The 13,100-nt window shown below is 65.6% G+C and carries 14 protein-coding genes; 11 read left to right on the top strand and 3 right to left on the bottom strand.

Annotation, left to right across the window (positions count from 1 at the left end):
* Positions 1–26 precede the first annotated feature (26 nt).
* Entirely contained in the window at positions 27–884 is an 858-nt protein-coding gene (gene nadC, locus LG380_RS06750; RefSeq protein ID WP_225764139.1) for a carboxylating nicotinate-nucleotide diphosphorylase, read from the bottom strand.
* A complete protein-coding gene (locus LG380_RS06745) occupies positions 884–1,153 on the bottom strand; it encodes a Trm112 family protein (RefSeq protein WP_225764138.1) in 270 nt (89 codons plus the stop codon). Before LG380_RS06745 ends, nadC begins: the two co-directional genes overlap by 1 nt.
* Positions 1,154–1,212: 59 nt before the next feature.
* On the opposite strand from LG380_RS06745, the gene purE reads away from it, so the two are divergent.
* Both purE and LG380_RS06735 read left to right on the top strand, forming a co-directional pair.
* Positions 1,213–1,716 carry a 5-(carboxyamino)imidazole ribonucleotide mutase gene (purE, locus tag LG380_RS06740; RefSeq protein ID WP_225764137.1) on the top strand — a complete coding sequence of 168 codons (504 nt, stop codon included), beginning with the start codon at positions 1,213–1,215 and terminating at the stop codon, positions 1,714–1,716.
* Positions 1,713–2,867, top strand: a complete 1,155-nt coding sequence (locus tag LG380_RS06735) for a 5-(carboxyamino)imidazole ribonucleotide synthase (RefSeq protein WP_225764136.1) — start codon at positions 1,713–1,715, stop codon at positions 2,865–2,867. Before purE ends, LG380_RS06735 begins: the two co-directional genes overlap by 4 nt.
* A 33-nt stretch (positions 2,868–2,900) precedes the next feature.
* Here LG380_RS06735 and LG380_RS06730 read toward each other — a convergent pair whose 3' ends face one another.
* Positions 2,901–3,479: a Fe-Mn family superoxide dismutase gene (locus LG380_RS06730; protein ID WP_225764135.1), complete on the bottom strand. Its 579-nt coding sequence runs from the start codon at positions 3,477–3,479 to the stop codon at positions 2,901–2,903.
* Between the two features lie 113 nt (positions 3,480–3,592).
* On the opposite strand from LG380_RS06730, the gene grxD reads away from it, so the two are divergent.
* The 9 genes from grxD to LG380_RS06685 all read left to right on the top strand — a co-directional run bounded on the left by grxD (position 3,593) and on the right by LG380_RS06685 (position 13,096).
* The gene (gene grxD, locus LG380_RS06725; RefSeq protein WP_225764134.1) at positions 3,593–3,910 is read left to right on the top strand and encodes a Grx4 family monothiol glutaredoxin; all 318 of its coding nucleotides are present in this window, start codon (positions 3,593–3,595) and stop codon (positions 3,908–3,910) included.
* Positions 3,911–3,915: 5 nt separating this feature from the next.
* The gene (locus tag LG380_RS06720; RefSeq protein WP_225764133.1) at positions 3,916–4,647 is read left to right on the top strand and encodes an SDR family NAD(P)-dependent oxidoreductase; all 732 of its coding nucleotides are present in this window, start codon (positions 3,916–3,918) and stop codon (positions 4,645–4,647) included.
* Positions 4,644–5,246, top strand: a complete 603-nt coding sequence (locus tag LG380_RS06715; RefSeq protein ID WP_225764132.1) for a YhgN family NAAT transporter — start codon at positions 4,644–4,646, stop codon at positions 5,244–5,246. The genes LG380_RS06720 and LG380_RS06715 overlap by 4 nt, the downstream gene beginning before the upstream one ends.
* Positions 5,247–5,351: 105 nt before the next feature.
* On the top strand, positions 5,352–8,738 hold the full coding sequence (locus LG380_RS06710; protein WP_225764131.1) for a carboxypeptidase regulatory-like domain-containing protein: 3,387 nt from the start codon (positions 5,352–5,354) through the stop codon (positions 8,736–8,738).
* A gap of 112 nt (positions 8,739–8,850) precedes the next feature.
* The gene (gene ppnN / locus LG380_RS06705; RefSeq protein WP_225764130.1) at positions 8,851–10,239 is read left to right on the top strand and encodes a nucleotide 5'-monophosphate nucleosidase PpnN; all 1,389 of its coding nucleotides are present in this window, start codon (positions 8,851–8,853) and stop codon (positions 10,237–10,239) included.
* A gap of 160 nt (positions 10,240–10,399) precedes the next feature.
* Positions 10,400–10,921 (top strand): GspH/FimT family pseudopilin, encoded by a 522-nt coding sequence (locus LG380_RS06700; RefSeq protein WP_225764129.1) that lies wholly within the window; start codon positions 10,400–10,402, stop codon positions 10,919–10,921.
* Between the two features lie 12 nt (positions 10,922–10,933).
* Positions 10,934–11,428: a type IV pilus modification protein PilV gene (pilV, locus tag LG380_RS06695; RefSeq protein WP_225764128.1), complete on the top strand. Its 495-nt coding sequence runs from the start codon at positions 10,934–10,936 to the stop codon at positions 11,426–11,428.
* Complete coding sequence (locus tag LG380_RS06690; RefSeq protein WP_225764127.1) at positions 11,425–12,555, top strand: PilW family protein; 1,131 nt, start codon at positions 11,425–11,427, stop codon at positions 12,553–12,555. The genes pilV and LG380_RS06690 overlap by 4 nt, the downstream gene beginning before the upstream one ends.
* Positions 12,556–12,574: 19 nt before the next feature.
* The gene (locus LG380_RS06685) at positions 12,575–13,096 is read left to right on the top strand and encodes a PilX N-terminal domain-containing pilus assembly protein (protein WP_225766502.1); all 522 of its coding nucleotides are present in this window, start codon (positions 12,575–12,577) and stop codon (positions 13,094–13,096) included.
* The last annotated feature ends 4 nt before the right edge of the window (positions 13,097–13,100 follow it).

Genomic DNA, 13,100 nt, shown 5'->3' with positions numbered 1-13,100 from the left:
GAGGTCGGCGTTCCCGCGCCGTGAAGTCAGCCAGGTGGTGGGCCGAGTTTCAGCGACAGGTCGATTGCCTGCACATGCTTGGTCAGGCCGCCAATCGAGATGCAGTCCACGCCATCTTCGGCAATGGCGCGCACGCTGGCCAGGTCGACGCTGCCGGATACTTCCAGCGGGATTCGACCGGCGGCGATACGCACCGCTTCGCGACGCATGTCGGCGGTGAAGTCATCGATCAGGATGCGTTCGCAGCCAACCTCGAGGGCCTCGCGCAGCTGCTCCATGTCTTCCACTTCCACCACCAGCGGCAGGCTGGGCTGCTGCGCGCGGGCGGCGTGTACCGCGGCGGTCAGCGAGCCGGCGGCGCGGATATGGTTTTCCTTGAGCATCACCGTGTCGAACAGGCCGATGCGGTGGTTGTCGCCGCCGCCGCAACGCACGGCGTACTTCTGCGCGATGCGCAGGCCGGGCAGGGTCTTGCGGGTGTCGAGGATGCGCGCGCCGGTACCGGCCACGGCCTGCACATAGCGCGCCGTGGTGGTCGCGGTGCCCGACAGCGTCTGCAGGAAATTGAGCGAGGTGCGCTCGGCGCTGACCAGGCTGCGGCTGCGGCCCCGCAGGGTGGCCAGCACCGTGCCCGCGACCACCGGGTCACCCTCTGCCACGCGCCAGTCGATGCGGACCTGCGGGTCGAGCGCGCGATGGGTGGCATCGAACCAGGGGCGGCCGGCAATGACCGCGTCCTGCTTGCACAGCAGGTAGGCGATGTCGGCCAGGTCGGGCAGCAGGGCGGCGGTGACATCGCCCGTGCCGATGTCCTCGGCCAGAGCGCGGGCCACGTCGGCCTCGACCTGGGCCGGGTCCACCGCGGGCAGCGGACGGGGCGACATCACGCCGCGGGGAAGTCGGCGATCTGCGCGGTGGCGATGGCCTCTTCGGCCAGCAGCACCGGGATGCCGTCGTCCACGCGGAACACCTGCTTGCGGTCGCGGGTGACCAGCGCCTCGCGCAGCGGCTGGGTCTGCGCGCTGCCGTCGGCCCTGGTCACGCTGCCGGTGGCGATGGCCTGGTTGAGGGCCTCCAGGCCACGCGCGTCCAGGAGCGACAGGGGCTGGCGGGTGTCGGGCGAGCACAGCAGGTCGAGCAGTTTGCGATCCATCGGGTCTTGGTCTTGCTGGGAAGGCGGCTAGAATACGTCTTTGAGCTAGGCGACGGCCAATGAACCCCAACCAATCCGCGCCGCTTGTCGGCATCGTGATGGGCTCCCGCTCCGACTGGGAGACCATGCAGAACGCAGCCCAGAAGCTCGACGCGCTGGGTGTTCCGTACGAGGTCAAGGTGGTGTCCGCGCACCGCACGCCGGACGTGCTGTTCCAGTACGCCGAACAGGCCGGACAGCGCGGGCTGCGCGCGATCATCGCCGGCGCCGGCGGCGCAGCGCACCTGCCGGGCATGCTGGCCGCCAAGACCGCGGTGCCAGTGCTGGGCGTGCCGGTGCAGTCCAAGGCGCTCAACGGCATGGATTCGCTGCTGTCGATCGTGCAGATGCCGGCCGGCATCCCGGTGGCGACCTTTGCCATCGGCAACGCCGGTGCCGCCAACGCCGGCCTGTTCGCCGCCGCGATGCTGGCGGTGGATCACCCGGCCATCGGTCAGGCCTTGGCGCAGTTCCGCCAGCGCCAGACCGAGGGCGTCATGGCCAGCGACGACCCGCGCAAATGACCACGGTCGGCATCCTCGGTGGCGGGCAGCTGGCCCGCATGATGGTGCTGGCGGGCGCACCGCTGGGCCTGCGTTTCGTGGTGTTCGATCCGGCCGCCGACGCCTGTGCAGGCCAGGTCGCGCCGCTGCAGGTCGGTGCCTTCGATGACCAGCAGGCACTGGCGGAGTTCGCCGACAGGGTCGATGTCATCACCTTCGATTTCGAGAACGTGCCGGCCGGCAGTGCCCAGTGGCTGGCGCAGCGGCGTCCGGTATTTCCCAATCCGGACGCGCTGGCGGTGGCGCAGGACCGGCTCAGCGAGAAGACCCTGTTCCAGGAGCTGGGCATCCCGCTGCCGCCGTTTGCCGACATCCGCAGTCGCGAGGAACTGGCGGCGCGTGTGGCCGAGTTCGGCACGCCGTGCATCCTCAAGACCCGCCGCCTGGGCTACGACGGCAAGGGCCAGTTCCGTATCCGCGGGGCCGCGGACGTGGATCCCGCGTGGGCCGAGCTGGGTGGGCAGGTAGAACGCACCGGCCTGATCCTGGAAGGCTTCGTCGCCTTCGAGCGCGAACTCAGCGTGGTCGCCGTGCGTGCTCGCGATGGTGAGTTCCGCGCCTTTCCGCTGACCCGGAACTGGCATGTCGACGGCGTGCTGTCGGCGAGCCTGGCGCCGGCGCAGGTGACCCCGGCCCAGCACGAGGCGGCCATCGGCCATGCCCGTCGCCTGGCCGAGCGCCTGGACTACGTCGGCGTGTTCGCGCTGGAACTGTTCTGCCGCGATGGCGAGCTGCTGGCCAACGAAATGGCTCCGCGCGTACACAATTCCGGCCACTGGACCAGCGAGGGCGCCGAGACCTCGCAGTTCCAGAACCACCTGCGCGCGGTGCTGGGCCTGCCGCTGGGCGACACCCGCATGATCGGGCATGCCTGCATGCTCAATTGGCTGGGGGCGATGCCCGAGGCGAGTGCCGTGCTGTCGCAGGCCGGCGGTCACTGGCACGACTACGGCAAGCAGCCGCGTGATGGCCGCAAGGTCGGCCACGCCACGCTGCGCGAGGATTCACCGCAGGCACTGGCCCAGGCGCTGGAGCAGGTCGGACAGGCGCTGGGTCGCCAGTCGCAGGTGGGGCCGGTCGTCGCGCTGCTGCGCGACGGATCTGCCGGCTGATCGACGCCCGGTCGTACTGCGCCGGCCGTGCGGTCAGCGCAGTAGCGAGGCCACGAACGTCCAGTTGACCAGCTTCCAGAAGCCGTCGAGATAACGCGTGCGGTCCTGCTGGTAGTCGGTCTGGTAGGCGTGTTCCCACAGGTCGCAGGCCAGCAGCGGGTTGCCCGGGCCGGTCAGCGGCGTGGCCGCATGCAGCGAGCGTACGACTCCGAGCGTCCCGTCCGGGTGCTGCACCAGCCATGCCCATCCCGGTGCGTCGGTGGACTGTGCGATCCGGTTGAATTCCTCACGCAGGCGGTTGCTGTCGCCGAAGTGGCGCGTGATGAGTTGGCCCAGCGCATCCCCGGGCTCCACGCCGGCCCGTGGCGAGGTCAGGCATTGCCACTGGAATCCAAGGTTCCAGGCCTGGGCGGCGGCCTCGAACAACTTCCCCTGCGCCTGCCTGAGGATCTCTTCCAGTCCGGCGTGCTCCAGATCGGTCCCGGCGATGCTCGCATTGACCTGCTCGACGTAGGCGCGATGGATGGTTTGGCGCCGGTTCACGGCCTCGGCGGACAGGTGGGGTTGCAGGGAACTAGGCAGGAACGGGAGATCGGGCAGTTCGACAGGCATCGGGAATGAGGTGCTTTGAAGGCGCGCGGTCGGGAGGTGGCTTACAATGACCGGCTACGGGAGTCTATCCGACCAGGACGGTGGGTTCTCTCGCTTTCTCCGGGAGGTAGCAAATGCCGATGGGAAACATCCAGGCCGAGGTCGACCAGCATCCCCTCGTCCTGTTCATGAAGGGCACTCCCCAATACCCGATGTGCGGGTATTCCAGTCGCGCCGTGCAGGCCTTGATGGCCGCGGGCGCCGAGCACCTGCGCACGATCAACGTACTGGAGGATCCGGAAATCCGGGCCAACCTGCCGCGTTACTCCAACTGGCCGACGTTCCCGCAGTTCTTTATCAATGGCGAGCTGATCGGCGGTTGCGACATCATCATGGAGCTGTTCGAATCCGGCGAGCTCAAGCGCATCGTGGCCGAGGCCGGCCAGCAGTGAGCGCCATGCTCCAGCCGCATGCCGGCGCGTTGGCCGGCCGGGTGGTGCTGGTCGCCGGCGCCGGAGGTGGTCTGGGCAGCGCCGCCGCGACCGCCTGTTCGGCGGCCGGGGCTACCGTGGTTCTGCTGGGTCGCAAGCCTGCGCGCCTCAATCGCGTCTATGACGCGGTGGCCCAGGCCGGGATCGAGCCCTTGCTCTATCCGATGGACCTGGAGGGCGCCACTCCCGACGATTACCAGGAGCTGGCGCAGCGACTGGAGTCGGAGCTCGGGCGACTGGACGGTCTGCTGCATTGCGCGGCCGACTTTGCCGGCCTGACTCCGTTCGAGCTCGGCGACCCGGCGGCCTTCGCCCGGGCCATCCACGTGAACCTCACTGCCCGCGCGTGGTTGACCCAGTCCTGTCTGCCGCTGCTGCGCAGGCAGGACGACGCGGCCGTGGTATTCGCACTGGATGATCCGCAGCGAACGGCGCAGGCGTACTGGGGCGGGTATGGCGCGGCCCAGCACGGCCTGCGCGGCCTGCTTTCCTCGCTGGCCCACGAACTGGAAAACAGCCCGGTACGGGTCAGTGGTCTGCAGCCGGGGCCGATGCGAACCGCCCTGCGGGCCCGGGCTTTCAGCCTGGACGAGGATGGCGCTGCCGATTCGCCGGCCGTCTACGCCGACGCCTGCGTCGAACTGCTGTCGCCGGCCGGCGCGCCGTATCGCGGCCAGGTGAGGGTGCTGCAGGCATGACCGTGCTTTCGGCCGCGTTGCTCCTGTTCCTGATCCTGGATCCGCTGGGCAACATTCCGGTCTTCCTCAGCCTGCTCAAGCCGCTACCGGCACACCGCCAACGGATCGTGCTAGTGCGCGAGCTGCTGATCGCGTTGGTCGTCCTCATGGGCTTCCTCTGGGGCGGCAAGTACGTGCTGGAGTTGATGCACCTGCGCCAGGAATCGGTGGCCATCGCCGGCGGCATCGTGCTGTTCCTGATCGGCATCCGCATGATTTTCCCGCGACCGGAAGGGCTGATGGGGGCGCTGCCGGACGGCGAGCCCTTCATCGTGCCGATGGCCATCCCGTTGGTCGCCGGTCCCTCCGGAATGGCAGCGGTGATGCTGATGGGCAGCAACGAACCGACCCGGCTTGCCGACTGGAGCATGGCCCTGCTGCTGGCATGGGGCGCGACGGCGGCGATCCTGCTCTGCGCGCCCCTGCTTTACCGCCTGCTTGGCGCCCGTGCGCTGACCGCACTGGAGCGGCTGATGGGCATGCTGCTGGTCGCCATCTCCGTGCAGATGTTCCTTGATGGAATAAGTGCTTACCTGCGCTCGCCCGCAGCTGCGATGTGATCCGCAGTGGCCTCTCTGTGAGGTGTTGCAACGCAAAAAAGTTGTTGCGATTCCGTCACAAAAGAGGCCTATCGTGTTAACCTGTTGTTAACCGCTGCGGCTGCCTTGCTGCGCGGAAAGGCACCTCAGATTCAGCCGATCAGGCGCCCGGTGGAACCCGGGGCTGATGGATCGCGTTTTTCTCCAATCGCCAACTCGTATCGAGGCTACCCAATGAATCACCCCGGTTTCCGGATGTCCAAACTTGCCCTGGGCCTTATCGCTGCCCTGGCAACCGCTCCCGCCATCGCCCAGAGCACCTCCGCAGGTGTTGGCGGTCAGGTCGTTTCCGCTGCCGGCCAGCCGGTAACCGGTGCTGAAGTCACCATCACCCACGTCGAGTCGGGCACCGTGAGCCGTGCCACCACCGATGCCAGCGGCCGTTACAACGCCCGCGGCCTGCGCGTGGGTGGCCCGTACACCATCACCATCACCAAGCCGGGTGAAGGCACCAAGACCGAAGAGGGCGTCTACCTGAGCCTGAGCCAAGCCAATACGATCAATGGGACGCTGAGTGGTGACCTCGCCGCTACCACCCTGGAAGCGGTGCAGGTCATGGCTATTGCCGGTGGTTCGGATGTGTTCAGTGCCAACAAGATGGGGGCTGGTACCAGCCTCTCGCAGCAGCAGATCGAGGCGCTGCCCTCGGCCAACCGCAACATCCAGGATTATGTCCGGATGGATCCGCGTATCGCCCAGAGCGACAAATCGCGCGGTGAGCTCAGTGTCGGCGGTCAGAACCCGCGCTATAACGCCATTCGCATTGACGGCATCAACACCAGCGATTCGTTCGGCCTGGAGTCGAACAACTTCCCGACCATGCGCCAGCCGGTGTCGATGGACGCCATTGAGGCGATCAACGTCGACATCTCCAACTACGACACCACCATCACCGGTGCCACGGGCGCGGTGATCGATGCGGTGACCAAGTCCGGCACCAACGAGTTCCATGGCTCGGTGTATGGCGCTTACCGTGATGGCGGCTGGTGGGGTAAGCATCCGGTGTCCGGTGCCGACTTCAACGGCTTCAACGACGAGCAGACCTATGGCGCGACCTTCGGTGGCCCGATCGTCAAGGACAAGCTGTTCTTCTTCGTAAACTACGAGAAGTTCAGCCGCGACCGTGCGGGCTCTTCCTATGGTCCGATCGGCTCCGGTGCCAACACCATTGTTGGCATCACCGAGGCCCAGATCGCCGAAGCGCAGCAGATTGGCCGCGACCAGTACGGCGTGGACATCGGTAGCATGGAGTCCCCCCCCAGCATCAAGAATGAAGTCGAAGAGTACGCTGCCAAGATCGACTGGAACATCAACGAAGATCACCGTCTGTCGGCGCGCTTCTCCAAGCTTGAGCAGGTCGAGCCTAACCTGGCTGGCTCCAGCAACAGCATGAATTACAACAGCCACAACGTTGGCATCCGTGGCCCGGGCCTGGGCCTGAACAGCCGTTGGTATGACATCACCAAGAACGTCGAAACCTCGGTGGTGCAGTTGTTCAGTGATTGGAGTGACAACTTCTCGACCGAATTCAAGGTCGGCCGCCGCACCTACGATTCGCTGAGCAGCGTGTACTCGACTTTGCCACAGGTCATCATCACCTTTGGCGATACGGGCGTGGCCCCGCCGTACCTTAACTTCGGTACGGACGAGTTCCGTCATGGCAACCAGATCAACACCACTACCGACAACGCCTTCGGTGCGGCTACCTGGTACGTCGGTGACCATACGCTGAAGTTCGGCTTCGATTGGGAGCGCAACGACGTCTACAACCTGTACGCCCAGAACATCTGGGGCACGTATGTGTTTGCCGGACTGGATGCGTTCCGCAATGGCCAGTACTCGGTCTATGACCTCAATGCGCCGATTCCGGGTAATGACCTGGACTCGGTGGCAATGCGTTACAAGCACGCCAATACCGGCCTGTTCGTGCAGGACAGCTGGGCGGTGAATTACAACCTGACGCTGATGTTCGGCCTGCGCGCCGATCTGCCGAGCATGGATGACGTGCCGGTGCACAACCAGTTGGTGCAGCAGTATTTCGGTTACGACAACCGTGCAAAGATGGACGATGTACTGGTCCAGCCGCGCTTCGGCTTCAATTACACCTTCGACAGTGAGCGCCCCACCCAGTTGCGCGGTGGTGTTGGTCTGTTCCAGGGTTCTGCAGCGAACGTGTGGGTGGGCAACTCGTACCAGAACACCGGTTTCGGCTTGATCGGTTACAACGACCGCAATACGGCCGATGGCTGGCTGCCGGTGGTGCTGGATGACGTGAACAACATGCCCAAGCCTGATCCGGCCAGCGGATACGGCATGATGGTCAACCTGATGGACCGCGACTTCGAGCAGCCGTCGGTATGGAAGACCAACCTGGCGTTCGATACCGAGCTGCCGTGGCACGGTATCGTTGCGTCGGCAGAGTTCCTGTACACCAAGGTCAACAAGGGCCTGCATTTTGAACGCCTTGACCTGGGGGCGCCGACCTACGTCGATTCGCAGAACGATGGCCGGACCTTCTATTCGGCCAACGTCTATGCCCCGCCCGGCAGTTCGAACCGCTCGCGTGCCAATGGCAGCGTTGGCGTCGCAGATCTGGCCGACACCATTCCCGGCTACGAAAATGTGACGGGCTGGGCGGGTGATGGTGTGATCCTGATGAAAAACACGGACAAGGGTCGCAGTGCACAGTTCACGGTTGGCCTCAACAAACCCTTGCTTGATACCTGGGGCTGGTCGCTGCACTACACCTACACCAATGCCACCGAAGTCAATCCGCTGACCAGCTCGCGCGCCATCTCGAACTGGTCGAACAAGGCTGTTTTCGATCCGAACTCGGATGCGGCTGCGACTTCCAACTACGAAATCAAGGACCGTATCGTTGGCAGCTTGCAGTTCCGCAAATCCTTCTTCGGCGATTATGCGACCACGATCTCGACGTTCTACGAAGGTCGCTCGGGTGCTCCGCACAGCTGGCGCTTCGCCAATGACATGAACGGCGATGGCTACACCAACGACCTGCTTTACATTCCGGGTGGTGCGGGTGAAGTGCTGTTCACCGGTGGCGCGGAGATGGAAGCAGCCTTCTTCGAGTGGGTCAATGCGAACGGACTGGCCGGCTACAAGGGTGGCGTTGTCGAGCGTAATGGCCTGCGCAATTCGTGGGTGAATCAGTTCGATCTGCGCATCAGCCAGGAGCTGCCGGCGTTCTTCAAGGGACACAAGTCGGAAATCTGGCTGGACGTGATGAACGTCGGCAATCTGATCAACAAGGACTGGGGTCGCATCCAGTACAACTCGGCCTATGGCGACCGTGTCGCCGTGGATTTCCAAGGTGTGGATCAGGCTACCGGCAAGTACATCTACAATTTCGACCCGAGCCGTGTGACCAAGGAGGCATGGACCGATTGGGAGTCGCGCTGGTCGCTGCAGCTCGGCTTCCGCTACAAGTTCTGATCGCTTGACTGATCGGATGTAAACCGAGAACGGCCGGGGCAACCCGGCCGTTTTCCTTTTTGTGGGGGCGGCGCTAAAGTCGATCACCGATATGGATGGAATGACGATGGAAATGAGCAGGAAGGAAGGTATGGCGCGTGCGCTGCCGGTGCAGGATGCGCGTATCTACCCGCGTGGCGGGCTGGATGTGCTGTCGCGTGCGGAGGTGGCACGGCTGCGTGATGCTTCCAGCGGCGGCATGCACGAGCTGCTGCGCCGTTGTGCGCTGGCGGTGCTGACCAGCGGCAGTGCTTCGGACGATCCGCGTGCGGCGTCGGACCTGTACCCGGATTTTGATATCCAGGTGACCCAGCAGGACCGCGGCGTGTTGATCGACCTGGTCAATGCGCCGGCGCAGGCGTTTGTCGATGGCGTCATCATCAAGGGCATTGCCGAGCTGCTGTATGCCGTGGTGCGCGACCTGGCCTATACAGCGATCGAGCTGGGGCCGGAATATGCGGCCGAGCTGGAGTCGTCGGAGGGCATCACCAATGCGGTATTCGGCTTGATGCGCAATGCGCGCGGCCTGCAGCCTGGAGACCCGAACCTGGTGGTGTGCTGGGGCGGCCACTCCATCCCGCGTGACGAATATCTGTACACCAAGCAGGTGGGTTACGAGCTGGGCCTGCGCGGGCTGGATATCTGCACCGGTTGCGGTCCGGGTGCAATGAAGGGGCCGATGAAGGGCGCGACCATCGCGCATGCCAAGCAGCGCAAGCATCCCACGCGCTACATCGGCATTACCGAGCCGGGCATCATCGCCGCCGAGTCGCCGAACCCGATCGTCAACCAGCTGGTGATCATGCCGGACATCGAGAAGCGCCTCGAATCCTTCGTGCGCCTCGGCCACGGCATCATCGTGTTCCCCGGCGGCGTCGGCACGGCCGAGGAAATCCTCTACCTGCTGGGCCTGCTGCTGCAGGAAGAGAACCGCGACATCCCGTTCCCCTTCATCCTGACCGGCCCGACCGCGTCTGCGCCGTACTTCGAGCAGATCGACCAGTTCATCCGGCTGACGCTCGGCGACGTGGCCGCGTCGCGCTACGAGATCATCGTGGCGGATCCGGAAGCCGTGGCCCGGCGGATGTCGGCCGGCATCCGCAAGGTCAAGGAATACCGGGTCGCACACAAGGACTCGTTCTACTTCAACTGGTCGCTGTCGATCCCGCTGGACCTGCAGCAGCCCTTTGTCCCGACCCACGAGGCGATGGCCGCGCTCGACCTGCACCACGGCCGCAAGCCGCACGAACTGGCTGCCGACCTGCGCCGCGCGTTCTCGGGCATCGTCGCCGGCAACGTCAAGGAAGACGGCCTGCGCCGGGTCGAGGAATTCGGCCCGTTCCGCATCAACGGCGACCGCGACATCATGCAGTCGCTCGACGCGCTGCTGCGTGCGTTCGTGGAGCAGCGGCGGATGAAGATCTCCGGGGATTACAAGCCGTGCTACGAGGTCGTGGCCTGAGGGCGCGGGCGGTCCAGGCACGGCCGGGACTGTTGCAGACGGGGCGCCGGATACGTTCGTCACCCCTTTGCGACCGTCCATCCGGCGACGGTTGCACCGGATGCCCACCCGCCTAGACTTCCGGATTGCAGGACTCGGTCAGGTGTCTCGGGGAGAAGGAATGCGCCGCATACGTACAGCGGGTTTCACGCTCGTCGAGCTGATGGTCACGATCGCGATCGTCGCGATCCTGGCCGCGATCGCGTTTCCGAATTTCGAGTACACGCTCCGCTCCAACCGCGTGGCGACCACGACCAACGAGCTGATCGGCTCCTTGGCGCTGGCCCGCTCGGAGGCGATCCGCAACCCCACCGGCGCCGCGATCTGCCCCAGCGCGAACGGAACGAGCTGCGATGCGTCGGGCGCCTGGGGAGACGGCTGGGCTGTCTGGATCGATCTGAACGGCAACGGCGCGATCGACGGCACCGAGCGCGTGGTGCGCTACGTGCAGGCGAGAAACCGGATCCTGGTCGGTGGCACGTCCGCCCCGATCCGCTTCGACAATCGCGGCCGTCAGGCGGGCGGCGCCCGCGAATTCACCGTGCAGCCGAGCGAATGCGCATCCGGTACCGATCTGAAACGCGTCCTGACCGTGTCCGCAACCGGACAGGCCCGGGTCGCCCGAACCACCTGTACCACCTGAACTGGTGAACCGATGACTCGACCCATCCGCCGGAGCTCCGGGCCGCGCAGGTCCGTCGCAGGCTTCAGCCTGATCGAAGTGCTGATCGCGATCCTCGTGCTGGCCCTGGGCCTGCTCGGGTATGCGCTGCTGCAGACGATGAACCTCCGTTACACCCAGAGCGCGAACTACCGGACCGTCGCGACCAACCTCGCGCACGATCTTCTCGACCAGATGCGCGCCAACCGTCTGTCCGTCGAGCTGTACGGCAGCACGTCGAGCTTCACCGCGGGATCGGTGACGGTTCCGGCCGGAGGCTGTACCCGGCCCACGACCACGGGACCTGCAAGCCGCGTGACCGCCGCACAGAGCATCGCGCGCTGGAAATGCAGCGTGGCCGACGCGCTCGGCCCGGGCGCGGCAGCGAACGTCAGCTATGCCGACGGGGTCGCCAATGTGGCGATCACGTGGGCCGAGCGCGTCGAGAGCGGCTCTCCCACCACCTTCGCCGTGAGCACCCGCCTATGAGCGCCCATCTGATGCGTGGACGGATGCGTGGCCTGTCGCTGATCGAGGTGATGATCGCGCTGCTGATCGGCTCGATCCTGCTGCTGGCCCTGGTGCAGGTGTTTTCCGCCTCGCGCGCGGCGTCCCAGACCTCGGAGGGAATGGCACGCGTGCAGGAGAATGCACGGTTCGCGATGGACTACCTGCAGCGCGACCTGCGCATGGCCGGGCATTTCGGTTGCGTCAACGATCAGGCGCATCTGTTGACGCCGGGGGCGCTGGTCAACCATACCGCCGCTTCGGCAGGGTTCCCGGTCTCGATCCGCGGCTACGATGCGACCGGCTCGGCGCCGGGAGGCTCGATCAATCTCGCCACGCCTGCAGCAGGCTGGACGCCCGGTCTGCCGACAGCGTTCGACGACCTGGGCGCGCTCGCGGGCAGCGACATCATCGAACTGCGTTACCTGGGCAACCAGGGCGTGCCGGTGAGCACGATCACCCATCCGACGACCTCGAGCACCCTGATCAGTGTGCCGCCTGCGCGCTGGAACGCGCTGACCACCGATGGCGTTGCCAACCCGACGATGTTCGGGATCGCCGACTGCACGTTTGCGGACCTTTTCCCGGCATCGGCAGTCAACGCGACCGGGGGTACGGTCACGCTGAATGCCACGATCGATCGCTATACGCCGCAGCCGGCGGGGCAGACGATGCTCTATCGCGCCGAATCGCTGGTCTATTACGTCGCGCCGGGCGCGGGCGGCGGGCGGTCACTGTGGCGGGCCCGGGCCGACAACAGCGGCGCCTATCCCGCGACGGGCCGCGAAGAACTCGTGGAAGGCATCGAAAGCCTGCAGTTCATCTACGGGCTCGACCGGGTGACGACGGTCGACACCACCGCGCCCAGCGGATACATCGACGACTACCGCAGCGCCTCCACGATCACCGACACCGCGGAGCAGTGGCGCCGGGTCGGTACGGTCCAGGTGGGCATCCTGGCCAGCAGCCCGAACCGGGCCGCATCGGCGCAGCCCACCACCAACCGCCAGGTGATGGGCGTCGCGTTCGCGCCGCCGACCGGCGACACGCATTTCCGCGCCACCTACGAAACCACGGTCGCCCTGCGCAACCGTCTGTTCGGCAACTGATGGAACCGATGCGATGACCATGCCGCGCAACGCCTCCCGTCCGCCATCGCCGCACGCGCAACGCGGCGCCGTGCTGTACGTGGCCCTGATCATGCTGATCCTGCTGGCACTGATCGGCATCGTCGGCATGCAGGTCGCCAGCATGCAGGAACGCATGTCGGCCAACTACCGCGCGGTCAACATCGCGTTCCAGAACGCCGAGGCCACCGCCCGCAATGTCGAGTGCGTGCTGGAGGACATCGTCAACCGGACCGGATCGACGCCCGGCTGCGATGCGATTTCTGCCGGCAACATCAACCAGGTCTGCGAAGAGGGCTTCGATCCGGTGGACTGGGCCAGGCCTTTCGGCCTGTCCGCTGGCGATCACCAGAAGGTCAACGCCCGCCTGATCGGTCCCTGCATTTCCGGCAACGCGCCGATCGCGATGGGCGCGCCGATCAACGAAGACCCGAATCCGATCTATCAGGTCACCACCTATTCGACCGACAACGGCAGCAGCGCGTCTGCGTCCGCGGCGATCGACACCATCTTCAAGCCCTGAGGGC

It is taken from the genome of Stenotrophomonas sp. Marseille-Q4652, from assembly GCF_916618915.1.
Lineage (GTDB): Bacteria > Pseudomonadota > Gammaproteobacteria > Xanthomonadales > Xanthomonadaceae > Stenotrophomonas.
The sequence above is the reverse complement of the archived record's forward strand: the minus strand, read 5'-3'. Positions and strand labels throughout refer to the sequence as shown.